Origin of the sequence: Hydrogenophaga sp. H7, assembly GCF_002025745.1 — a bacterium.
In the GTDB taxonomy this organism is placed as follows: domain Bacteria; phylum Pseudomonadota; class Gammaproteobacteria; order Burkholderiales; family Burkholderiaceae_C; genus Hydrogenophaga; species Hydrogenophaga pseudoflava.
The window spans coordinates 67,613-89,544 of the sequence record NZ_MCIC01000001.1; the positions used below are offsets into that span (position 1 = coordinate 67,613).

Here is a 21,932-nt window from a genome sequence, read left to right on the forward strand (position 1 = left end):
TATCGCGTTCGACCGGAAGCCTGACCAGGTTCAACAGATACGACAAACCCGACGGATTGCGGCCGCCACCTGTGCAGCAGTCTAGCGGCGTGTCGATGGCCTGAGCGACAGGGTCTGCTCCGCAGTTCACGAAGGCAGCTTTGCGATCACCTTGATCTCGAACTGGAAACCATAGAGCCAGGTGACGCCGATGCCGGTGAGGGTGGGGTGCGGTGCCTCGCCCCAGTGCTCTTGCACCACGGGCCACGCCACCTCGAAGTTCTGCTCCGGGTTGACCATGAACACGGTCACGTCGATGACGTCCTTGAAGCTGCAGCCTGCGGCTTCGAGGATGCTGTTGAGGTTCTGGAAGGCGAGGCGCACCTGCGTGGGCAGGTCGCTCTCGGGCGAGCCGTCTGGCCGGCTGCCCACCTGGCCTGAGACGAACAGAAAGCCATTGGAACGGATGGCGGGCGAGTAGCGGTTCTGCTCGTACAAGGCCTGGCGGCCGGCGGGGAAAACAACGTCGCGTGGGCTGGTCATGGATCGGCTTTCTGAAACAATGGTTGGGAAGGTCGGGGAGTCTAGGAACGCCACCCGCGCGCATCAACCCGCCACGGCCACAAACACTTTTTGCGGAATCCGAACAATCACGGAGGCCCTGGGAAACGCGATGGACCGATTCGATGCCATGCAGGCATTCGCGCGCGTGGTCGAGGCCGGCAGCTTCACCAAGGCGGCCGACACACTGCGCCTGAACAAGACCAGCGTGACCCAGCTCATCCAGCAGCTTGAAGCGCACCTGCGCGTGAAGCTGCTCCACCGCACCACGCGCAAGGTGCAGGTGACGGCCGACGGAGCGGCCTACTACGAGCGTGTGGTGCGTCTGCTGGCCGATCTGGACGACGCCGAGACCAGCCTCTCCAGCGCCAAGACCTCGCCCCGTGGCCGGCTCCGTGTGGACGTGCCCAGCCCGCTCGCGCGCTTCGTGCTGGTGCCCGCGCTGCCGGGCTTCCATGCGATGTACCCCGACATCCAGATCGACATGGGCGTGAGCGACCGCATGGTGGATCTGATCGGCGACAGCGTGGACTGCGTGATCCGCGGGGGCGACATCACCGACCCGTCGCTGGTCGCGCGCCAGGTGGGCGAACTGCAGATCGGCGCCTACGCCGCGCCCGCCTATCTGGAGCGCCACGGCACGCCGGAACACCCCCAGGACCTGGAGAACTCGCACCACCGCATCGTGGGGTTCATGAGCATGCGCAGCGGCCGCGTACCACCCTACGCCCTGCAGCGCGGTGACGATGAGCGCGTCACCGTGCAGGGCCGCCATGTGCTGGCGCTGGACGACGGCAACGCCTATCTGGCGGCGGGCCTGGCCGGGCTGGGGGTCTTGCTGCTGCCCACCTACATGGCCGATGAACACGCGGCCCGCGGAGAGCTGGTGCCCGTGTTCAATGACTGGCGCTTTGACCCGATGCCGCTGTACCTGGCGTACCCGCCGAACCGGTACGTGAGCGCGAAGCTGCGCGTGTTTGTGGACTGGGTGGTGGACGTGGTGGGCGAGAAGGCGCCGGTGGGCGTGCGCCGCCCGCGTCAGCCTGCCGCCGCTTCCCCGAAACGGAAACTCGACGCCGCCACCACGCCCATGAACAGGTCCTCGTGGTAGACGCAGGCGCCGGCCTCGTCGTGCGCCGCACCTACCGCCACCATCAGCGGGATCAGGTGGTCTTCGCGCGCGTGCGCGATGCGGGCCGAGGGCGCCTGCTCCCATTGCAGCAGCTGCGCTTCGCGTTCCTCGGGCGCTGACGCGGTCAGTGTCTGCTGCAGCCAGGCGTCGAACTGCTGGGACGGCACGGTGCCGGCCGCGTTGAGCAGGCGCAGGTTGTGGTAGCTCAGGCCGCTGCCGATGATGAGCACGCCTTCGTCGCGCAGCGGCGCCAGCAGGCGGCTGGCGGCGATGTGGGCGGCCGGGTCGAAGCTTTGCAGCACCGAGAGCTGCACCACCGGGATCTGCGCCTCGGGGTAGGCGGCCTGCAGGGCGGAGAAGGTGCCGTGGTCGAAGCCGCGTTCGGGGTCGAGGTGGGCCGTCACGCCGCCGGCCTGCAGAAGCTCCAGCGCGTGCTGCGCCAGCTCGGGCGAGCCGGGGGCGCGGTAGTGGACCTGGTAGGTGTGGGGCGGGAAGCCGTAGTAGTCGTAGAGCATGCCCGGCTGGGGCGAGGACGACAGCGTGAAGTCGGGCGTCTCCCAGTGGGCGGTGACCATCAGGATTGCGCGCACCTGGCCTTCGTGGGCCTTGGCCATGGCCTGCAGCGAGGCTTCGAGGCGGTCGTAGCGGCCGCCGGTCTGCTCGCGCATCCAGGGCCAGGGGCCGCCGCCGTGCGAGACGTAGTAGGTGGGCAGACGGGACATGGTGCAGCTCCTTGCGTCGGGGGCCGATCCAGCCGTCGGCCAGCACCGATGCTACCGGGCGGTGGCGAACCGTGGGTCAGCGCTGGGGCATGTCCTTGGCGCCGTAGCCCAGACTCACCGTGGCGTCGGCCGGAATCGGCGGCAGGCTGGCGTCCCAGTCCAGCCAGCGCTGGCGCATGTCGGCCAGGCGCTGCGGTTCCAGCGGCGCGCGGTTGGCGCGTTCGCGCGCGTCGGCGGCGATGTTGAACAGGTACTCGTGGCCGTCCACCATCAGGTACTTCCAGTCGCCCTCGCGCAGCGCGCGCTGGCCGCGGTGGTTCATGCGCCAGGCCATGGGCCGCTCGAAGCGGTGGGCCGGGTCGTGCAGCAGCGCCGCCAGCGACACGCCGTCCAGCGGGTAGTCGGGGTGGGGCTGGCCGCCGCCGAGTTCGAGCATGGTGGCCGACCAGTCCATGGTCAGGCAGTGTTGTCCGCTCACCGAACCGGCCGGGACCACGGCCGGCCAGTGGGCGATCCAGGGCACGCGGATGCCGCCCTCGGTCAGGTCCATCTTGCCGCCCACCAGCGGCCAGTTGTCACTGAAGCGCTCGCCGCCGTTGTCGCTGGTGAAGACGATCAGCGTGTTCTCCAGCAGGCCTTCCTCGCGCAGCGCGGCAACCAGCCAGCCGATGCCCTCGTCCATGTGGTGGATCATGCGGCGGTAGGCCTCGACGCTGCCGCCGTGCAGGTGGAACAGGTTCTTGGCCACCTCGGGCGCCACGTGCGCGTCGTCGCGCGTCTCCCACGGCCAGTGCGGCGCGGTGTAGTGCAGGCTCAGGAAAAACGGCGTGCCGGCGCGGGCCTCGGCGGCACGCGCCTTCACGTGTTCCACCGCCTTGTTGGAGAACACGTCGGTCAGGTAGCCGACCTCCTTGTGGGTGTCGTCGTTAATGTAGAGGTCGTGGTCGCCATTCGACGAGCAGTGGGTGAAGTAGTCCACGCCGCCGGCCATGATGCCGAAGAACTCCTCGTAGCCCGAGCGCAGCGGGCCGAAGTGCGGCGGGTAGCCCAGGTGCCATTTGCCGATCAGCGCGGTGCGGTAGCCGGCGTCCTTCAGCAGCGAGGGCAGGGTGGGGATCTCGGGGGGCAGGCCCAGCGTGTCGCTGCCCTTGCTGCGGCTGTTGATGGGCTCTTCCAGCGCGCCGCGCAGCCGGTACTGCCAGCGCATGGTGGCCATGGCAAAGCGCGTGGGCGAACACACGGGCGAGTTGCTGTAGCCCTCGGTCAGGCGCAGGCCGCCGGCGGCCAGGGCGTCGATGTTCGGCGACACCGCGCCGAAGCCGGCGGGCCGGCCGCCGTAGCAGCCCAGGTCGGCGTAGCCCAGGTCGTCGCTGACGATGTAGATGATGTTGGGACGTTTCATGTCAGTGGCGCCCGGCCGCCCGAAGGCACTGACGCCCCCCTCGGGGGGCAGCGGACCGCGCGCAGCGGGGGAGCGTGGGGGCAGGTTCATCTCAGTCCGCCTTCATGCCGGTGGCGCGCACGATCTGGCCGTAGCGCGTGTTCAGGTCGGCCAGCCGCTGGGCCGCGGCGGCGCCGGTCTGGCCTTCGAAGAACAGGTCCAGGCCCTTCATGCGTTCTTTCACGTCGGGCCGCTGCAGCGCGTCGGTGATGCCCTTGGCCAGGGTCTGCACCACCGCGTCGGGCGTGGCGGCGGGCACCATCACCAGGTACAGCACCTCGGATTCGAGCGCCTTGAAGCCCAGCTCGGCCACCGTGGGCAGCTGCGGCGCCAGCTGCGAGCGGCGCGCGCTGGTGACGGCCAACGCAGTGATCCGGCCGCTCTGCACATGCGGCAGCATGCCGGGCGTGGCCAGGATGCCGCCGTCCACCTCGCCGCTGAGAATGGCGGTCACGGCCGGGGTGTTGCCGCGGTAGGGCACGTGCAGGGCCTTGACGGGCGTGCTGTTGCCGAGCGTGGCCGCCGCCAAGTGGCCCGGGCTGCCGTTGCCGGCCGAACTGAAGTTCAGGCCCTTGCTGCGGCCCTGGCTCAGCAGGTCGCCAAAGCTCTTGATGCCGGTGCCGGGGTTCACCCCCAGCAGCAGGCCCGACGAGGCCATGATCACCACCGGCTTGAGGTCCCCCGGCTTGAACGGCATGGTCGGGTACAGGTGCGGGTTGATGGTGAACGTGGTGTCGATGCCGACCAGCACGGTGTGGCCGTCGGGCGTGGCCTTGGCCACCTGCGCCGCGCCGATGTTGCCGCTGGCACCGGCCTTGTTCTCCACCACGAAGGGCTGCTTGAGGCCCGCCTGCAGCACGGCGGCGACCGAACGCGCCAGCAGGTCCGACGGGCCGCCGGGCGGGAAGTTGTTGACGAAGGTGACGGGTTTGGCGGGCCAGGCCGGGGCCTGGGCGTGTGCGACAGAGAAGGGCAGAAGGGCGGCGCAGGCCAGCGCGGCCACGGTGTGGCGACGGAAGCGGTTCATGGGAGTCCTGAGAGAAAAAAACGGGAACGTCAGTCCAGCTGCACGCCGGTGGCCTTGATCGGGCCTTCCCAGCGCTTGAGGTCGGCGGCCTGCGCGGCGGCCAGTTCGGCCGATGTGGAGCCCACCGGCTCGTAGCCCTGCTCGACCAGCTTGGCGCGCAGCGTGGGCGTGCGCACAGCCTTGGCCACGGCGGCGCTGATCATGTCGCGCACCTCGGGCTTGAGCCCGGCCGGGCCGTACATGGCGAACCAGGCGGTGGCCACCATGTCCACGCCCTGTTCCTTGAGCGTGGGCACTTCGGGCACCTGCGGGTCGCGCTGCGCGCCGGTCACGGCGAGGATGCGCACCTTGCCCGAGCGGTGCAGCTCGGCGGTCTCGGTGACCACGTCGAACTTGTACTGGATGTGGCCGCCCAGCAGCGCGGTGTTGGCCGGGCCGCCGCCCTGGAAGGGCACGTGCGTCAGTTCGGCGCCGGCCTTCTGGCCGAACATCACGCCCATGAAGTGCGGCAGCGTGCCCGAACCGGGCGTGCCGTAGGTGGCGCTGCCGGGCGCGGCCTTGGCCTTGGCCAGCATCTCGGCCACGGTCTTGGCGCCTGCGGACGGGCCGGCCACCACGCTGAACTGGAAGTGCGCGATCTGCGAGATCGGCGTGAAGTCGGCCACCGCGTCGTAGTCCAGCTTCTTGTAGACGTGCGGGAACAGCACCATCGGCCCGCTGGGCAGCAGCACCACGGTCTGGCCGTCGGCGGGCGAGCGCTTGACGTGCGAGAGCGCGATGCGGCCGCCCGCGCCGGGCTTGTTCTCCACGATCACCGACGAGAAATCGTTCTTCAGGCCCTCGGCCAGCAGGCGCGCGAGGAGGTCGGCCGAACCGCCGGGCGGAAAGCCCACAACGATCTTCAGCGGCGGTTTGTCCTGCGCCAGCGCGGGCAGGGGCAGCACACAGAGGGTGGCGAGCGCGGCGGCGCCCAGCAGGGAACGTTTGTTCATGGTGTGTCTCCGGTTTGTTGTATGTCAAACGGGTTTGCCCCGCTGCAGGTCCGCATGCTAGGCAGCGACAATCAATTGCAGAAATCAATCGTCCCCGGTGTTTTCCCTGAGCCCTCTGCCGACCCGCCACCCATGAGCACCGACGACCTGCTCCGGCACCCGCAGCAGCAGAACGACCTGCTGCTCTACCGCCTCTACCGCATCCACGCCACGGCCCGGCCGCTGGTGGTGCGCATGTGCGAGCGCGACTACGGCATCACACGGCGCGAATGGCTGGTGCTGTCCTGCCTGTCCGAGGTGGAGGGCGTGCAGTCGTCCGAGCTGGCCAGGCACGTCATGCTGGACCGCGCCCGCACCTCGCGCGCCGTCACCAGCCTGGCCGACAAGGGGCTGCTGCGGCGCGAACCCAAGCCGTCCGACCGGCGCGAGGTGCACCTGTACCTGACCGACGAAGGTCGGCGCGTCTACGACGAGGTGTTCCCGCGCATCGCGGCGATCCAGCGCGAGCTGCTCGCACCCTTCACCGAGGCGGAGTGCGAGCAGTTCAGCGCACTGATCGCGCGCCTGCAGGCCAGCGCTTCGCGGTTGAACCCGGGGGGCGATTGGCTGCCGTCGCTGGAAGATTGACACCCCCACGCTCCGCCGCTGCGCGGGTCGCTGCCCCCCGAGGGGGCGAGAATCCGGCTTGGGGCGGCCCGGCGCCGGATTCCGACGCGATGTGCCGCGTGGAACTCAGGCGCTGGCCTTGAGCGCCGCTTCAATCGCCTGCGTCAGCGGCGCGCTGCCCGGCTCCACCTCGCTGGCGAAGCTGCGCACCGTCTTCGCGTCGCGCGCCACCAGGTACTTGTGGAAGTTCCAGCGCGGCGCAGCACCGGTGGCCCTGGCCAGCTGCTCGTAGAACGCATTGCGCCCGGCGCCCTTGACCACGGTCTTGGCGAACATCGGGAACTTCACGCCGTAGGTGTTGAAGCACAGCTCGGCGATCTGCTTCGCGTCGCCCGGCTCCTGCTGGCCGAAGTCGTTGGACGGAAAGCCCATCACCACCAGGCCGCGCGCCGCGTACTTCGCGTGCAGCGCTTCCAGCCCTTCGTACTGCCTCGTGAAGCCGCAGTAGCTGGCGGTGTTCACCACCAGCAGCACCTGGCCCGCGTACTGGCAGAGGTCTTGCGGCGCCTCGTCCTGCAGGCGCGGAAAGCGGTGCGCCAGCAGGGGCGGGCAGGCGGCGGGGCGGGGCGTCTGGGCGTGGGCGGCGGGCCAGGCGTGCGCCAGCAGCGCGGCGCCCAGGCCCAGCTGGAAATCCCGGCGGTTGGGGTGGCGGTTCGGGTGCATCGCGGCATTGTCCGGTCGCGCGCTTGACCCTGATGCCGGCGCGGGCGGGCGCAGAAGGCAGCGGCCTCAGCCGCGCGACTCGCTCACCAGGATGGCGGCGGCCAGGTCCTCCAGCGCGTTGCCGACCGACTTGAACACGGTGCGTTCGCCCGGGCTCTTGCGGCCGATGGCGACCCCGCGCGAGAGCGTGGTCAGCGTGCCGCGCACCTCGTTGGCGCTGAAGACGCCGTGCTGCATCGGCACCAGCAGGTCGCCGCTCTTGGTCAGGGCCTCGTCGGTGTCGACGAACACCCGTGCGTGCTCGAAGCAGGCGTCGTCGGCCTCGCGCATCGCGGGGGTGAACGAGCCGATCAGGTCCAGGTGGGCGCCCGGCGCGAGCCAGCTGCCGCGCACCACCGGTTCGTTGGCCATGGTGGCGCAGCTGACGATGTCGGCCGAGGCGCAGGCGCTGGGCAGGTCGGTGGTGGCGCTGGCCGAGAAGCCTTCGCGCGTGAGCTGCGCCGCCAGCGCCTGCGCCTCGCTCTCGCGCCGCGCCCACACGGTGACGTGTTCGATCGGGCGCACGGTCTTCCAGGCCGCGGGCAGCAGCCGCGCCACGCGCCCCGCGCCCACCAGCACCAGGTGCTTGGCCTCCTCGCGCGCCAGGTAGGAACCCGCCAGCGCGGAGGCCGCCGCGGTGCGGCGCGCGGTGATGACGTCGCCGTCCATCTGCGCCAGCGGCACGCCGGTGCGGGCGTCGAACAGCAGGTAGGTGGCGTGCAGGCCGGGCAGGCCGCGGCGGGCATTGCCCGGTGCGATGTTGACGATCTTCACGCCGTAGTGCTTGCCCGGAATCCAGGCCGGCATGATCAGCGAGGTCACGCGCCGCCCGGCGGCGTCCTGGCCGGCCTCGCCCAGCGGGTTGACGATCTCGTGCACATGGCGCGGCGGCGCCTCGCAGCCGCCCGCGAAGCGTTCGCGCAGGGCGGGGATGAGGCGGTCGAAGGGCAGGGCGGTGCGGGTGGCGTCGGCGTCGAAGAAGTGCATGCGGCGATGGTAGCGGCGCCGGCTGCCTCGAAGATGACACGGGATAATCCGGCGCTTCTCCGCGGCTTGTCCGCGCAGGCTGAGTCCTCATGAAACGCCACACAATCCGGGCCGCTTCGGCGGCTTTTCTTTTTGCGGCCCTCGGCAGCGCACAGGCCGCCGACCCCAAGGGCCACACCCTTCCCACGCGCGACGGCCGCTGCGCGATGTGGGTCGCCAGCGAGTCCAGCCCGCAGCCGGGGGACAGCACCACCTGGAGTGGCGCGTGCCGCAACGGCCTGGGCGAGGGCGTCGGCGTCCAGGAGTTCGTGCGCGCCGACCGCAGCCGCCTGCGCTACACCGGCCCCGTGCGCGACGGCCGCTGGCACGGCCGGGGCCGCCTGCAGCAGTTCGCCGCCGACGGCCGGCTGTTGCACGTGGTCGAAGGTGTGTTCGAGCACGGCGTCGAACAGGGTGTGTTCAACGAGCTGTTTCTGGAGCATCCGCAGAACGGTTCGCTCGACGCCATCCGCCAGACCGGGCGCGCGGTCGGGTCCGACGGTGTGGAGGTGCAGCAGTTCTACGTCGACGGTGCCGCCGTGCTGATGTGCGCGCCCGACGCCGACTGCCTCCGGGAGGCGGCGGCCGAAGGCTACGAGATCCGGGAAGCCGGCCCGCGCTGAAGCAGCAGGCCGCCCAGCGTCAGCGCGCTGAAGACCGCGCCGGCATAGAAGGTGAACTCGGCGCCCAGCCGGTCCCACAGCAGGCCGGCCAGCACGCTCGCCAGCAGCAGCGCCCCGCCGCTGACCAGGTTGAAGAAGCCGAAGGCCGTGCCGCGCAGGTCGGCCGGCGCCGTGTCGGCCACCATGGTCGCCAGCAGGCCCTGCGTCATGCCCATGTGCACGCCCCACAGCGCCACCCCCGCCAGCAGCGTCCACCAGTGCGTGCCGCTGGCCAGCACCAGGTCGGCCGCGACCAGCACCACCAGGCCCAGTGCCAGCAGTCGGCGGTGGTCCATGCGGTCGGCCAGCCGGCCGAAGGGGTAGGCCGATACCGCGTAGACGCCGTTCATGGCCACCATCACCAGCGGCACCAGGGCCAGCGGCACGCCGCTCTGCTCGGCCCTCAGCACCAGAAAGGCCTCGCTGAAGCGCGCCAGCGTGAACACCGCGCCCACGCCCACCACCCACCAGTAGCCGCCGCCCAGGCGGCGCAGGTTCTCGCGCCGGATCGGGTTGTCGCGCCGCTGGCCCGCGGGGCGGTCGGGTTCGCGCACTCCGGCCACCAGCAGCGCCACCGCCAGCAGGCCCGGCACCACCGCCACCCAGAACACGGCGCGGAAATCGTTGGCCCACAGCAGCATCAGGCCCACCGCCAGCAGCGGTCCGAGAAAGGCGCCCACCGTGTCCAGCGACTGGCGCAGGCCGAAGGCGGCGCCGCGCATGGCCGGCGGTGCGATATCGGCCACCAGCGCGTCGCGCGGCGCGCCGCGCACGCCCTTGCCCACGCGGTCCAGCAGGCGCGCGGTGAGCACCAGGCCCATGCCCGGGGCCAGCGCGAACAGCGGCTTGCTCAGCGCGCCCAGCGCGTAGCCGGCCACCGCCAGCCCCTTGCGCTTGCCCCACCAGTCGCTGAGCACGCCCGAGAACACCTTGACCACCAGCGCCGTGGCCTCGGCCAGCCCTTCCACCAGGCCCACCACCAGCGCGCTGGCACCCAGCGTGCCCACCATGAACAGCGGCAGCAGGCTGTGGATCATCTCGGAGGAGATGTCCATGAGCAGGCTCACGAAGCCCAGCACCCAGATGGCGGCGGGCAGCTTTCCGCGGGTGACGGTGTGGGGATTCACGTGCGGGCTGTGTTCATTGTTCAGTGCGGCTGGAAGGCGATGATGGCCATGCCCGCCAGCGCCACGGCGCCGCCGGCCGCAGCCACAGCCAGGGCAGGTAGCAGCCGATGATCTCGGCCAGCGCGGTGGCGAGGTAGAGCAGCAGGGTTCTCATGCGCCGGATTGTCGCGCCCGGTGGCGACTCACACCGCCACGAACAGCACCAGCCAGAACACGCTCGCGCCCAGCACGATCTTCGGCCGCTGCGGTGCCGACCAGATCGAGGACACGATCAGCAGGTTGTAGGGCAGCGGCAGCAGGTGTGCGAGCAGCACCCACTGGATGGGCGCGTCCTGCGACAGCAACGCCAGTGCCAGCCCGGTCATGAGCAGGTTCAGGCTGGTGCCGACGACCAGCAGGTCGCGCCAGAACAGGGTGCGCCAGCCGGCGAGGCCGTGCCAGCGCTGTGCAATGAAGGTCTTCACGGCAGGCAGTATGGCCTCAGCAGGTGCTGGGCAGGTACTCCAGCAACCACTTCATCTGCGTGGCGGTGGTCCACGGGACGCCGTGCATCACGGTCTGGCCCGGGTCGCCGGAGCCGCCGCTGCGGTGCAGGGCGACGCGGTAGCTGTCGCTGTCCGGTGCTTTGGTGGCGACCGCCCGCGCGCCCTTGAGCGGCAGCGTGCGCGATTCCCGGCCATCCGCCGGGCGGCGGGCGTGCACCTCCAGCACGCAGCCCTCCAGCATGGCGAAGCGGGCGGGGCTTTTCTGCTGCTTCCCTTTGACCACCTGGTTCATGGCCTGGATCGCCTCGGCCTGCCCCATGCCGTAGTGCAGGGTCACGACCTCGGACCGGTCGGGGTAGCCTTCGGCGCAGGCGCCCAGCAGCAGGGCCACCACCACGGGCAGGAAGGCCGTGTGAATGCCGCGGGTCATGGCGCCACCACCTCGTCGGTGCCTTCCGGCGCGTCCGGGTCGCGGCGCGTGGCCAGCACCTTGTCGATGGTGCGGCCGTCCATGTCCACGATCTCGAAGCGCCAGTGTTCCCATTCCACCTGGTCGCCTTCCCGGGGCAGGCGGCCGGTCAGCAGCATCATCAGGCCGCTGAGCGTGTGGTAGCGGCCGCGCTGCTCGTCGGGCACGGTGTCCAGCGCCAGCCGGTCCTTCAGCTCGGGCACCGGGATGTGGCCGTCCAGCAGCCAGCTGCCGTCCTCGCGCTGCACCGCCCACGAGGTTTCCGGGTCGCGCGGGCTGAACTCGCCGGTGATGGCCTCGATCAGGTCCTGCAGCGTGACGATGCCCTGCACCTCGCCGTACTCGTCGATGACGAAGGCCATCTGGCCGCCCGACTGCCGGAAGTTGTCCAGCAGCTCCATGCCGGTGATGGTCTCGGGCACGTACAGCGCCTCCTGCAGCGGCTGGTTCGCCAGCTCGCGCTCACCGCCGCGCAGCGCCTGCGAGAGCCACTTGCGCGCGTTCACCACGCCGGCCACGTGGTTCATGTCGCCGCGCACCACCGGGAAGCGCGCATGGTCCGAGGCCTCGACCCGCGCCATGTTGACCTCGAAGCTCTGGTCCAGGTCGAGCACCACCACGTCGCTGCGCGGCACCATCAGCGAGCCGATCTGCCGGTCGTCCAGCCGGAACACGTTGCGCACCATGGTGTGCTCGTGCGACTCGATCACGCCCGCGCTGGTGCCTTCTTCGAGCATGGCGTGGATCTCTTCCTCGGTCACCGCCGCGCCGCTGTTGTCCTTGATGCCCAGCAGGCGCAGCAGCGCCTTGGTGGAGACCGACAGCAGCAGCACGAAGGGCTTGGTGGCGATGGCCAGCGCGTTGATGGGGCGGGCCATGAAGCGGGCCAGCATTTCCGGGTTGGACTGGCCGATGCGCTTGGGCACCAGCTCGCCGACCACGATGGAGAAGTAGGTGATCAGCACCACCACCAGGCCGGTGGCGCCGAGCTGGGCGACGTTCCCGGCCACGCCCAGCGAGACGAGCCAGTGCGCCAGCGGCCCGGCCAGCGCCGCCTCGCCGACGATGCCGTTGAGCACGCCGATGGAGGTGATGCCGATCTGGATGGTGGAGAGAAAACGCGTCGGGTCTTCGCCGAGCTTGAGGGCCGCCGCGGCGGCGCCGTCGCCTTCGTCAATCAGTTTTTGCAGACGCACCCTGCGGGCGGTGACGAGCGCGATTTCGGACATGGCGAACAGGCCATTGAGCACGATGAGCGCAAAAAGCAAGGCAATTTCCATGAGGAACGGGTTCCATGAGGCACGCCCGCGGGCGTGCGGGCGTGCGGACGTGCGGACGTGCGGGCGTGCGGGCGGACGGGAGCAGGGAGAGGGGCGGGCGGCCGGACGCCGCGCCCGCGGTCAGGCGCGCGCGGAGCGCCGGGGCGGCCGGTCGAGGCCCATGGGCAACGGGTCGTCCCGGGAGCCGAACACCCAGGGCGTGGTCGGCAGCGGCGGATGGGACACCCGGACCACCGGGAGCGCGCGCAGCGGCCCGTCGGGCATGTCGGGCGCGTCGTCGGTGAGCCCGTGCTGCACGCTGGAGCCCAGCCCGTCGACGTCGGCGGTCAGGGCGGACTCGGTGAGTTCCGGCGAGGGCACATGCAGCGTGAAGCCGCCCAGACTCAGCAGGAAGTGCAGGGCGAACAGGGCGATGAGGCACCGGCGGAACATCGGGCGATTATAGAAATCGTGGTTCTTTGTCGCCCTGTCTGGGGCAGGGGTCGGCAGTTGACTCCTAAAATCCGGCGCGTGAAATCTGCCCTGACCACCTGGCTTCTGCTGTTCAGCCTGCTGCTGCAGTCTGTGGCGTGGGCGCTGCCCGCGCAGCGGGCCGAGCAGGCCGAGCGCATGTCGCACGAGGTGGCCCACGCCATTGACCACGGCCATCACGAGCATCCCGCGCCTCATGACACGCAGGGCCACGAGGTGGATGCCACCCTGTTCGTTGCCGGCGCGATGGACGACGGGGGACACGGTCCTCACCACTCGCACGCCGCCGAGGGCATGCAGTCCCAGGGGCTCCCGGTGGCCGCCGTCCTGCCCCCGCTGGCCCTGCCGGCGGCGGCGCCCCCGGTGGGCGGTGAGGCGCTGCCGGTGTCCGCCGATCCCGACGGGCTGCTGCGCCCGCCCCGGACCGCCGCCTGAACCCCGCCTGGGGGTGTTTCGGGTTCGACCCGCCGGCCGGCGGGTCGCGTGGCCTCACTTCTTTTCCGGATATTTATGAACCTTCCCTCCCCGGGTCGGGCCGCCTTGGCGCTGCTCGCGACCCTCACACCGATCGTGGCCCTCGCCCACGGCATTTCCGAGGCCGACCGCCAGCGCATGCTGGACGGCGGCTACCTCCAGTACGTGGGCCTGGGCGCCAGCCACATGCTCACCGGCTACGACCACCTCCTGTTCCTGTTCGGCGTGGTGTTCTTTCTGGCGTCCTTTAGGGACGTGGTGAAGTTCGTCTCGGTGTTCACGCTGGGGCACTGCCTCACGCTGATCTTCGCGACCTTCTTCAAGATCACCTGGAACTACTTTCTTGTCGACGCCATCATCGCGCTGAGCGTGATGTACAAGGCCTTCGACAACAACGGCGGCTTCCAGAAGCACTTCCAGATGGCCTCGCCCAACCTGCTGTGGATGGTGTTCGGCTTCGGTCTGCTGCACGGCTTCGGCCTGTCGACCCGGCTGCAGCAGCTGCCGCTGGGCGACGACCCGCTGCAGATGCTCTGGCGCATCCTGAGCTTCAACGTGGGGGTCGAGCTGGGCCAGATCGCCGCGCTGGTGGTGATGGTCGGCCTGCTCGCGCTGTGGCGCCACCGGGCCTCGTTCAAGCGCTTTGCCTACATGGCCAACCTTGTGCTGTTCTACGCCGGGGTCTACCTGCTGTTCATGCAGCTGCACGGCTACCAGCACGACGCCGATCCGGACAGCTTCCGCTTCCCGGCCGCCGAACACCGCCACGCGCACGAGGACCTCGATGTCGAAAACACCCGCGACGCGGGCCGCGATGGCCTTTGATCCCGTTTCCCTGCCGCTTTTCCGTCCCTTTGATCCACACTGTTCCTACAGGAATCCCATCATGAAAACCGCACACATCCTCTCCGCCATCGCCCTGTCCGCCACCCTTGCCGCGCCGCTGCCCGCGCTGGCCGATGCCGGCAGCAGCTGCCACTTCCATGGCAGCAAACCAGCCACCGAAGCGGTGGTGAGCAACTGCGCCGTTCAGCAGCGCGATTCCTTCGTCAAAACCGGCAAGCTGGATGCGAGCTGGAAGGCCATCACGCCGGCCAAGCCGGAGCAGGTGGATGGGAAAAAAGCCAAGGAGTGGAAGGTTGTGTTCCAGAACCCGGCCGCCAGCGACGCCAGCAAGAAGACGCTCTACATGTTCTTCTCGCTGCCGGGCAACTTCATCGCGGCCAACTACACCGGGCAATAAGCCATGGGCCATGGCGTGACGACCTCCCCCGTCCTCCGCGGCGGCCTGCTGGCCCTGCTGGCCGCCACCTTGTTCGGCCTGAGCACGCCGCTGGTGCAGCGCTTCGGCCAGGGCCTGGGGCCGTTTTCCACCGCAGCGCTGCTGTACGGCGGCGCCGCGCTGGTGGCGGTCTTCACGCGACGGCGCGCTTCGGTGGAGGCGCCGCTGCGCCGCAGCGACTGGCCGCGGCTGCTGGCGATGGTGGGGGCCGGCGCGGTGCTCGGGCCGGTGGCGCTGGCCTGGGGGCTGCAGCGCACCAGCGGCGCCAGCGCCTCGCTGCTGCTCACGCTCGAAGCCGTGTTCACCGCGGTGCTGGCCTGGCGCTGGTACGGCGAGGTGCTGGACGGGCGGGTGAAGTCGGCGGTGGCGCTGCTGCTGGCCGGCGGCGCGCTGCTGGTGATCGACCAGGGCCTCACGGGCCAGGTGCAGTTGCTCGGCCTGCTGGCGGTGGCCGTGGCCACGGTGGCCTGGGGCGTGGACAACACGCTTTCGCGCGGCGTCGCCGACCGCGACCCGGGGCAGGTGGTGCTGGCCAAGGCCGCGCTGGGCGCAAGCGTCACCACCGGCATCGCGCTGGTCTGGGGCGAGCCTCGGCCCGGGTGGACGGCGGTTGCGGCGCTGCTGGCCGTGGGCGCGACGGGCTACGGTCTGAGCCTGCGCTTCTACCTGCTGGCACAGCGCCACTTCGGCGCGGCCCGCACCGGCTCGGTGTTCGCGTTTGCGCCCTTCATCGGCGCGCTGGGCGCGTTCGCGCTCGGCGAGCGTTCGGCCAGCCTGCTGTTGCTGGGCGGCGGGGCACTGATGGTGGCGGGGGTGCTGGTGCACCTGGCCGAAGACCACAGGCATGTCCACGAGCACGAGGCGCTGGACCACGAACACGCCCACACCCACGACGACGGCCACCACGACCACACCCATCCGGTGATGCCCCAGGGCGCACACAGCCACCCGCACCACCACAGCCCGCTGCGCCACAGCCACCCGCACGCACCGGACCTGCACCATCGGCACAGCCACTGAGCCGGGCGGAGACGCACGCCGCATGTCCGCATCGGTCGCTCAGGTATGTGAGCACGGGCTCACGTGTTGCGGCTCAACCGGGCACAATGTCCAATTCGTTCATGACGGCACGACTGGCGCACCCAACTGCGCTGGCGGTGCCGGCTCTTGCTGACAGCCCCGGCTCAGCGTGCTGAAATGGCACCGCTGCCACCGCACCGAAGCGCCCTGCATGGGCCCGGCGGCCGGGCGACACTGTCCATCGGGCCGGTCCGCCGCCGTCTTCTGGCTTGATTCCCCGGCTGCGCCGGCACCCGCACCGCCCAGGCTCGCACCTGGGCGGTGCCGTGCCGTCGTCCTGCGTTGCAGCCGAAGGGTGGGCTGTTTTCCCGGAGGATAAATCTCATGCAACTCATCGTGTCGGCCGGTCTGATCCTGGCCATTGTTCTGTGGGGCGTGATCGCCCCGGCGTCGCTGGGCGGGGTGTTCGACACCGCGCTGGCGGGGATCACGCGCAACTTCGGCTGGTTCTACCTGTGGGTGGTGCTGGGCCTGGTGGTGATGGCGCTGATCCTGGCCGTCAGCCGCTACGGCGATCTCAAGCTCGGCGGCGAGGACGACGAGCCGGAGTTCTCCATCGGCGCCTGGTTCGCCATGCTGTTCGCCGCGGGCATGGGCATCGGCCTGGTGTTCTGGGGCGTGGCCGAGCCGATCTCGCACTATGGCGCACCGCCACCCGGCATTGCTGCCCACACGCCGGAGGCCGCCAACGCGGCCATGCGCTACAGCTTCTTCCACTGGGGGCTGCACCCCTGGGCGGTGTACAGCATCGTGGCGCTGGCGATCGCGTTTTTCCAGTTCCGCCACGGCGGCTCTGCGCTGGTGAGCACGGCGGTGGAAGCGCTGCCCTGGGCGCCGATGAAGAAGCTCGGCCCGGTGGTGAACGTGTTGGCGGTGATCGCCACGGCCTTCGGTGTGGCGGCCTCGCTGGGCATGGGGGCACTGCAGATCAACAGCGGCCTGGCGGCGGTGATGGGGGTGCCGGTGAACAGCACCGCGCAGGTGGCCATCATCGTGGTCACGACGGTGCTGTTCCTGACCTCGGCCGTGACCGGGGTGAGCAGGGGCATCAAGTGGCTTTCAACCTTCAACCTGATCGTAGCGGGTGTGCTGGCGCTGGCGGTGTTCGTCCTGGGGCCGACGGTGGCGATCATCGACACCTTCACCAACACGTTGGGCAGCTACCTGAGCGACTTCGTGCGCATGAGCCTGCGCATGACGCCGTTCCGCGACAGCGGCTGGGTGGGCGGCTGGACGGTGTTCTACTGGGCCTGGTGGGTGAGTTGGTCCCCCTTCGTGGGCCTGTTCATCGCGCGCGTTTCGCGCGGACGCACCATCCGCGAGTTCGTGCTGGGCACGGTGCTGGCACCCACGCTGGCGGCGTTCGTGTGGTTCTCGGTGTTTGGCGGCACGGCGCTGCACCTGGAAATCCTGCAGGACCTGCCCATCGCCGAAGCGGTGAGCGCCGACGTGTCCACCGGTCTGTTCGCCATGTTCGACCACCTGCCGCTGGGCGGGTTGATGAGTGGCGTCGCCACGGTGCTGGTGCTGGTGTTTTTCGTGACGTCGGGAGATTCGGCCACGTTGGTGCTGGGCATGATGAGCACCGGCGGTCAGGAAAACCCGGGCGCGCGGGTGAAGATCGTCTGGGGCTTGCTGGTTTCGGGCATCGCCATCAGTCTGCTGCTGGCCGGTGGCGTGAAGGCGGTGCAGACGGCGACCATCGTGTTTGCGCTGCCGTTTGCCGTGGTGATTCTGCTGATGGCGCTGGCGCTGTGGCGCGGCGTGCGCGAGGACTGGAACGAGGAACAGCGGCGCGACCGCGCGATGCGGCGGCGCATGCGCGACATGGTGGACCGCACGCCCGCGCCCTGACAGACGGACTCAACTTGCACCACTTCGTGACGAAATGAACGGTAGGGGGCGCTGATATCGGCTGCGCGTAAGGTTCGCGCACCAGAATCGGCCCCGCTCGCCAGCCGCCGGGTTGGTGTTCGTACATATAAAGAGAGATCGTCGTTGTGGATTGGTGCATTGCGTCCGCGCGCCCCGTGGGGTGCCGGGATCGTGGCGTGAGGGTGTCGCCTTGAAGGCGCTTTCCCGCTCCTTTGCGCTGCTGGTCGCGTTGTTCACCGTGGTGGCGGCCGGGGTGCTGTGGTGGCAGTCGCTGCGCTCCCAGAACCAGTTGCGCGAGCAGGTGCTGTTGCAGGCCGACCAGCGCAGCCTGCAGGTGGCCGATGCGATGGCCGGGCAGGTGCAGGCGCACCTCAACACCATGGACGTCACGCTTCGCACGTTGCGCGAACACTGGGTGCGCGAGCCTCGGGAGCGTTTCGACCTGCTGGCCAAGGACGCGCTGGCCAGCCTGCCGCCGGGCCTGGTCTCGCACGTGTCGGTGGCCGACGGCAGTGGCCACCTGGTCTACAACAGCCTGGGGCTGGACAACGGGGGCTATGTGGGCGACCGCGAAAGCTTCCAGTTGGCACGCCTGGGCTCCGACCTGATGCGGGTGTCGGCGACGGTGCGTTCGCGCCTGACCGGGCGCTGGGTGTTTGCGGTGGACCGGCCGGTGCTGCGCCAGGGGCGCTTCGACGGCGTGGTCTACCTGGTGGTGGAGTCGGCCTACATCGCCCGCGAGCTGGGCAAGCTGGAGTTGTCGGATCAGGACGTGGTGTCGCTGGTGCACGCCGACGGCCGCTACGTCGCGCGGAGCGAGGCCAACGAGGCGTCCGTGGGCAAACTGGTGCCCGCCGACCGGCCCTACCGCGCGCAGCCGGCGCTGATGCACGGCACCTACCGGGTCGACGATGTGATGGACCACGCGCCGCGCACCTACGGCTGGCACCGGCTGCCCGATTCGGGGCTGGTGGTGTCGGTCGGCCTGGCCGACGACTCGGTGCTGGCGCCGCTGGCGCCCGCGATGTGGCGCAACCTGCTGGTGACCGGGGTTTTGTCCCTGCTGCTGCTGGGTTTTGGCGGCGTGATCGTGCGCGACCAGCTGCGCATGGCGCGCAGCCAGCGCGCGCTGGCGCGCAGCGAGGCCGGGCTGAAGGAGGCGCAGCAGCTGGCGGGTCTGGGCAGCTGGGAATGCGATCTGGCCACGGGCCAGCTGCACTGGTCCGACGAGGTCTACCGCATCTTCGAGGTCGATCCGGCCACGGTGCGGCCCTCGTTTGAACGCTTCCTGGAGTGGGTGCATCCGGACGACCGGACGATGGTGAAACAGGCCTTCGACGGCTCGATCCGTGACCGCCGGACCTACAACGTGGTGCACCGGCTGGTGCTGCCTGGTGGGCGCATCAAGTACGTGCGCGAGCGCGGCGTGACCGAATACGAAGGCGACCGCCCGGCGCGCAGCAGGGGCACGGTGCTGGACATCACCGAGGTGCGCGAGGCGCAGCTGGCGCTGCAGCAGCTCAACGATGAGCTGGAGTCGCGCGTGAGCCGGCGCACCAGCGAACTGGCCCAGGCCAACCGCGAGCTGGAGGCGTTCGCCTACAGCGTCTCGCACGACCTGCGCACGCCGTTGCGCAGCATCCACGGCTTTGCCTGCGTGCTGGAAGAGGAGGAGTCGGACCGGCTGTCCGACGCCGGTCGCCGGCACCTGCGCCGCATCCAGGACGGGTCGCGCCGCATGGGGCAGCTCATCACCGACCTGCTGTCGCTGGCGCACCTGGGCCGCGCCAAGATGGACTTGGCGCCGGTGGACCTGAGCGAGATGGCGCTGCAGCTGGCGGCCGAGTTGCAGCGCTCGGAGCCCGGGCGCGAGGTGGACTGGGACATCCAGCCGGGCCTGCTGGCCATGGCCGACCCGGGCCTGATGCGGGTGGTGCTGCAGAACCTGCTGGGCAACGCCTGGAAGTACACCGGGCAGACGCCGCAGCCACGCATCAGCCTGACCCGCGAACACAGCGCCGATGGCCTGGTGACCTTCTGCGTGCGCGACAACGGCGCGGGCTTCGACATGGCCTATGCGGCCCAGCTGTTCCAGCCTTTCAAGCGCCTGCACGCCCACCACGAGTTCGAGGGCTCGGGCGTGGGCCTGGCCACCGTCAGCCGGGTGGTCCGCCGCCACGGCGGGCAGGTGCGCGGCGAGGGGGCGGTGGGGCAGGGTGCCGCGTTCTACTTTTCGCTGCCCGAGGCGCCGGTGCTGGCGCCCTTGACAACCTGGTGAACCCAGACCGGTCAAAAAAGAGTACAAATCGATACATGTCCGTGGGACCCACCCGCCGCCAGAGCACAGGGGGTTCCGTCTTCTGCGGACGCAACAGGGGGTGTCTTGATTTCTCGTCTGCGATCCATGGTCACGGCCGTGGCGCTGTTCACAGCGCTGGCCGTGCTGCTGCTCTGGGGGCTGAGCCTGCAGTTGCAGCGTCAGCTGCGCGACCAGGCGCTGGAGCGCGCACAGGTGCGCAGCCAGCAGCTGGCCGACGCCATGGCCGGGCAGATGGACACCAGCCTCGCGGTGCTGGACCTGGGGTTGCTGAGCCTGCGGACGGCGTGGCCCAAGTCCCGCGCAGCGTTCGACGAGGTCGAGCAGCAGGTGCTCGCCACCCTTCCCAGGGGGCTGGTGTCCCACCTGTCGGTGATCGATGCGGGCGGTACGGTGGTCTACAACAACCTGGGGGTGGCCCCGGGCACCTTTGTCGGTGACCGGCCCCATTTCCAGGCGCTGCGCCAGGGCGGCGACCGGCTGGTGGTGGGGGAGCCGGTGCGTTCGAGGCTCACCGGTGAGTGGCTGCTCATCGTGGGGCGGCCCATGTTCCGCGACGGGGAGTTCGCGGGTGCGGTGCATTTCAATGTGCCGTCCGAGCACCTGGCCCGGCTGTTGGGCCGGCTGGCGCTGTCGGACAACGATCTGGTGAGCCTGGTCCACCCGGGCGGGGCGTTCCTGGCGCGCAGCCTGGACAACGCCTCTGCCATGGGCCAGCAGGTGCCGCCAGACCGCCCCTTTCTGCAGGACCCCGAGGCAAGCCGGGGCACTTTCCGGGTCGATGGTGTGGTCGATGGCGTGTCGCGCCTGTTCGGCTGGCAGCGTCTGTCCAACAGCCGTGTGGTGGTGGTGGTCGGCCTGTCGCATGCCTCGGTGCTGGCACCGCTGGAGCACACGCGCCGGCAGGCGCTGCTGCTGACGGCGCTGCTCTCGATGGCGCTGCTGGCTGCGGGGGGCTGGATCGGCTGGCTGCTGCACAACCTGGAGCGCCAGCAGGAACAGGCGCGGGTGAACCGCCAGCAGATGGAAGAGGCGCAGCGCCTGGCACGGGTGGGGCACTGGACCTACGACCCGGACACCGGGGCGACGACCTGGTCGCAGGAAATCTGCCGGATTTTCGGTCGGGACCCGTCGACGTTCCGGCCGAGCTTCGAGGGCTACTGGCAGCACGTGCACCCGCAAGACCGTGGCCAGCTGGAAGCGGCCGTTGCCCGGTCGCGGGCCTCGCACACCGACCTCGACGAGGTGCACCGCATCGTGCTCGCCGACGGCAGCGTGCGCTGGGTGCGCCTGCTCGCGCAGACCGATCCGGTCGCCAAGGGAACGAGCTACAGCGGCACCCTGCAGGACATCACCGAGTTGCGCGAGGCGCAGCTTGCGCTGGAGCGGCTCAACACCGAGCTGGACCGGCGGGTGAAATCGCGCACGCGCGAGCTGACCATGCTCAACCGCGACCTGGAGTCTTTCACCTATTCGGTCTCGCACGACTTGCGCACGCCGCTGCGCAGCATTCATGGCTTTGCGACCCTGCTGCAGGAGAGCGACGCGGACAAGCTCAGCGACGACGGGCTGGACGCGCTCAAGCGCATCCAGAGCAGCGCACGCCGCATGGGGCTGCTGATCAACGACCTGCTGTCGATGGCGCAGCAGAGCCGGGCCGAGCTGCGCACGCAGCACGTCGACCTTTCCGAGCTGGCGCGGTCTGTGGCCCGGGAACTCAGGCAGACCGATCCCGAGCGCCAGGTGCGCTGGGAAATCGCCGACGGCCTGTCGGCACAGGCCGACCCGGGTCTCATGACGGTGGTGATGCAGAACCTGCTGGGAAACGCCTGGAAGTACACCGGCCGCACCGAGGCGGCGCACATCGAGTTCTTCGGGCTGGGCGAGGCCGAGGGCATGGCGAACTTCTGCGTGCGCGACAACGGTGCGGGCTTCGACATGGCCTACGCCGACCAGCTGTTCCAGCCCTTCAAGCGGCTGCACCGGCTGGAAGAGTTCGAGGGCACGGGCGTGGGGCTGGCCAGCGTGCAGCGCATCCTGCAGCGCCACGGCGGCAGCGTGCGCGGCGAAGGAGCGGTCGGGCAGGGCGCGATGTTCTGCTTCAGTCTGCCGCTGGAGCCGGTGCGGCAGTTCCTGGATTCCTCCCCGCGCCAGCGTTGACG

Annotated in this window: 22 protein-coding genes and 1 pseudogene; 10 read left to right on the forward strand and 13 right to left on the reverse strand. The window is 69.9% G+C overall.

What is annotated here, in order from left to right; genetic code table 11:
* Positions 1-126: 126 nt before the first annotated feature.
* Entirely contained in the window at positions 127-522 is a 396-nt protein-coding gene (locus BC358_RS00395) for a RidA family protein (RefSeq protein ID WP_079364246.1), read from the reverse strand.
* Between the two features lie 130 nt (positions 523-652).
* Between BC358_RS00395 and BC358_RS00400 the strand changes: the two genes are divergently transcribed.
* Positions 653-1,651 carry a LysR family transcriptional regulator gene (locus BC358_RS00400; RefSeq protein WP_079364247.1) on the forward strand — a complete coding sequence of 333 codons (999 nt, stop codon included), beginning with the start codon at positions 653-655 and terminating at the stop codon, positions 1,649-1,651.
* On the opposite strand, the gene BC358_RS00405 is transcribed toward BC358_RS00400, so the two are convergent.
* The 4 genes from BC358_RS00405 to BC358_RS00420 all read right to left on the reverse strand — a co-directional run bounded on the left by BC358_RS00405 (position 1,579) and on the right by BC358_RS00420 (position 5,854).
* Positions 1,579-2,394 carry a class III extradiol ring-cleavage dioxygenase gene (locus tag BC358_RS00405; RefSeq protein ID WP_079364248.1) on the reverse strand — a complete coding sequence of 272 codons (816 nt, stop codon included), beginning with the start codon at positions 2,392-2,394 and terminating at the stop codon, positions 1,579-1,581. The two genes, BC358_RS00400 and BC358_RS00405, sit on opposite strands and share 73 nt — an antisense overlap.
* 76 nt (positions 2,395-2,470) lie before the next feature.
* Complete coding sequence (locus BC358_RS00410) at positions 2,471-3,796, reverse strand: sulfatase (RefSeq protein ID WP_079364728.1); 1,326 nt, start codon at positions 3,794-3,796, stop codon at positions 2,471-2,473.
* Between the two features lie 91 nt (positions 3,797-3,887).
* Complete coding sequence (locus BC358_RS00415; RefSeq protein ID WP_079364249.1) at positions 3,888-4,862, reverse strand: tripartite tricarboxylate transporter substrate binding protein; 975 nt, start codon at positions 4,860-4,862, stop codon at positions 3,888-3,890.
* 29 nt (positions 4,863-4,891) lie between these two features.
* Positions 4,892-5,854 (reverse strand): tripartite tricarboxylate transporter substrate binding protein, encoded by a 963-nt coding sequence (locus BC358_RS00420; RefSeq protein ID WP_079364250.1) that lies wholly within the window; start codon positions 5,852-5,854, stop codon positions 4,892-4,894.
* 132 nt (positions 5,855-5,986) lie between these two features.
* Between BC358_RS00420 and BC358_RS00425 the strand changes: the two genes are divergently transcribed.
* The gene (locus BC358_RS00425) at positions 5,987-6,481 is read left to right on the forward strand and encodes a MarR family winged helix-turn-helix transcriptional regulator (protein ID WP_179129987.1); all 495 of its coding nucleotides are present in this window, start codon (positions 5,987-5,989) and stop codon (positions 6,479-6,481) included.
* A gap of 105 nt (positions 6,482-6,586) precedes the next feature.
* Here the strand turns inward: BC358_RS00425 and BC358_RS00430 are convergent, their stop codons facing one another.
* Together BC358_RS00430 and BC358_RS00435 are read right to left on the reverse strand one after the other, a co-directional pair.
* Positions 6,587-7,183 carry a glutathione peroxidase gene (locus BC358_RS00430; RefSeq protein WP_079364252.1) on the reverse strand — a complete coding sequence of 199 codons (597 nt, stop codon included), beginning with the start codon at positions 7,181-7,183 and terminating at the stop codon, positions 6,587-6,589.
* A gap of 66 nt (positions 7,184-7,249) precedes the next feature.
* On the reverse strand, positions 7,250-8,209 hold the full coding sequence (locus tag BC358_RS00435) for an ornithine cyclodeaminase family protein (protein ID WP_079364253.1): 960 nt from the start codon (positions 8,207-8,209) through the stop codon (positions 7,250-7,252).
* An 89-nt stretch (positions 8,210-8,298) separates the two neighbouring features.
* On the opposite strand from BC358_RS00435, the gene BC358_RS00440 reads away from it, so the two are divergent.
* Complete coding sequence (locus tag BC358_RS00440; RefSeq protein WP_079364254.1) at positions 8,299-8,871, forward strand: hypothetical protein; 573 nt, start codon at positions 8,299-8,301, stop codon at positions 8,869-8,871.
* Here BC358_RS00440 and BC358_RS00445 read toward each other — a convergent pair.
* From BC358_RS00445 to BC358_RS00470, 6 genes and pseudogenes are all read right to left on the reverse strand, one after another.
* Complete coding sequence (locus BC358_RS00445) at positions 8,841-10,037, reverse strand: MFS transporter (RefSeq protein WP_373270123.1); 1,197 nt, start codon at positions 10,035-10,037, stop codon at positions 8,841-8,843. The genes BC358_RS00440 and BC358_RS00445 overlap by 31 nt on opposite strands.
* 61 nt (positions 10,038-10,098) lie before the next feature.
* A pseudogene (locus BC358_RS22220) lies at positions 10,099-10,191 on the reverse strand (hypothetical protein); the annotation flags it as partial.
* Between the two features lie 28 nt (positions 10,192-10,219).
* A complete protein-coding gene (locus BC358_RS00455; protein WP_079364256.1) occupies positions 10,220-10,501 on the reverse strand; it encodes a hypothetical protein in 282 nt (93 codons plus the stop codon).
* A gap of 16 nt (positions 10,502-10,517) precedes the next feature.
* Positions 10,518-10,952, reverse strand: a complete 435-nt coding sequence (locus BC358_RS00460) for a hypothetical protein (protein WP_079364257.1) — start codon at positions 10,950-10,952, stop codon at positions 10,518-10,520.
* Positions 10,949-12,271, reverse strand: coding sequence for a hemolysin family protein (locus tag BC358_RS00465; RefSeq protein ID WP_079364258.1), 1,323 nt, complete (start codon positions 12,269-12,271; stop codon positions 10,949-10,951). The genes BC358_RS00460 and BC358_RS00465 overlap by 4 nt, the downstream gene beginning before the upstream one ends.
* Before the next feature lie 120 nt (positions 12,272-12,391).
* A complete protein-coding gene (locus tag BC358_RS00470; RefSeq protein ID WP_079364259.1) occupies positions 12,392-12,703 on the reverse strand; it encodes a hypothetical protein in 312 nt (103 codons plus the stop codon).
* A gap of 78 nt (positions 12,704-12,781) precedes the next feature.
* Between BC358_RS00470 and BC358_RS00475 the strand changes: the two genes are divergently transcribed.
* The 7 genes from BC358_RS00475 (at position 12,782) to BC358_RS00505 (ending at position 21,930) form a co-directional block, all read left to right on the forward strand.
* Entirely contained in the window at positions 12,782-13,177 is a 396-nt protein-coding gene (locus tag BC358_RS00475; RefSeq protein WP_079364260.1) for a hypothetical protein, read from the forward strand.
* Between the two features lie 75 nt (positions 13,178-13,252).
* Positions 13,253-14,041, forward strand: a complete 789-nt coding sequence (locus BC358_RS00480; RefSeq protein ID WP_079364261.1) for a HupE/UreJ family protein — start codon at positions 13,253-13,255, stop codon at positions 14,039-14,041.
* Between the two features lie 61 nt (positions 14,042-14,102).
* Positions 14,103-14,459, forward strand: a complete 357-nt coding sequence (locus BC358_RS00485) for a DUF6488 family protein (protein ID WP_079364262.1) — start codon at positions 14,103-14,105, stop codon at positions 14,457-14,459.
* Positions 14,460-14,462: 3 nt separating this feature from the next.
* Entirely contained in the window at positions 14,463-15,518 is a 1,056-nt protein-coding gene (locus tag BC358_RS00490) for a DMT family transporter (RefSeq protein ID WP_079364263.1), read from the forward strand.
* Between the two features lie 384 nt (positions 15,519-15,902).
* Positions 15,903-17,432: a BCCT family transporter gene (locus BC358_RS00495; RefSeq protein ID WP_143434130.1), complete on the forward strand. Its 1,530-nt coding sequence runs from the start codon at positions 15,903-15,905 to the stop codon at positions 17,430-17,432.
* Positions 17,433-17,643: 211 nt separating this feature from the next.
* Complete coding sequence (locus tag BC358_RS00500) at positions 17,644-19,731, forward strand: sensor histidine kinase (protein ID WP_079364265.1); 2,088 nt, start codon at positions 17,644-17,646, stop codon at positions 19,729-19,731.
* Between the two features lie 105 nt (positions 19,732-19,836).
* Positions 19,837-21,930 (forward strand): ATP-binding protein, encoded by a 2,094-nt coding sequence (locus BC358_RS00505; protein WP_143434131.1) that lies wholly within the window; start codon positions 19,837-19,839, stop codon positions 21,928-21,930.
* Positions 21,931-21,932: the final 2 nt, after the last annotated feature.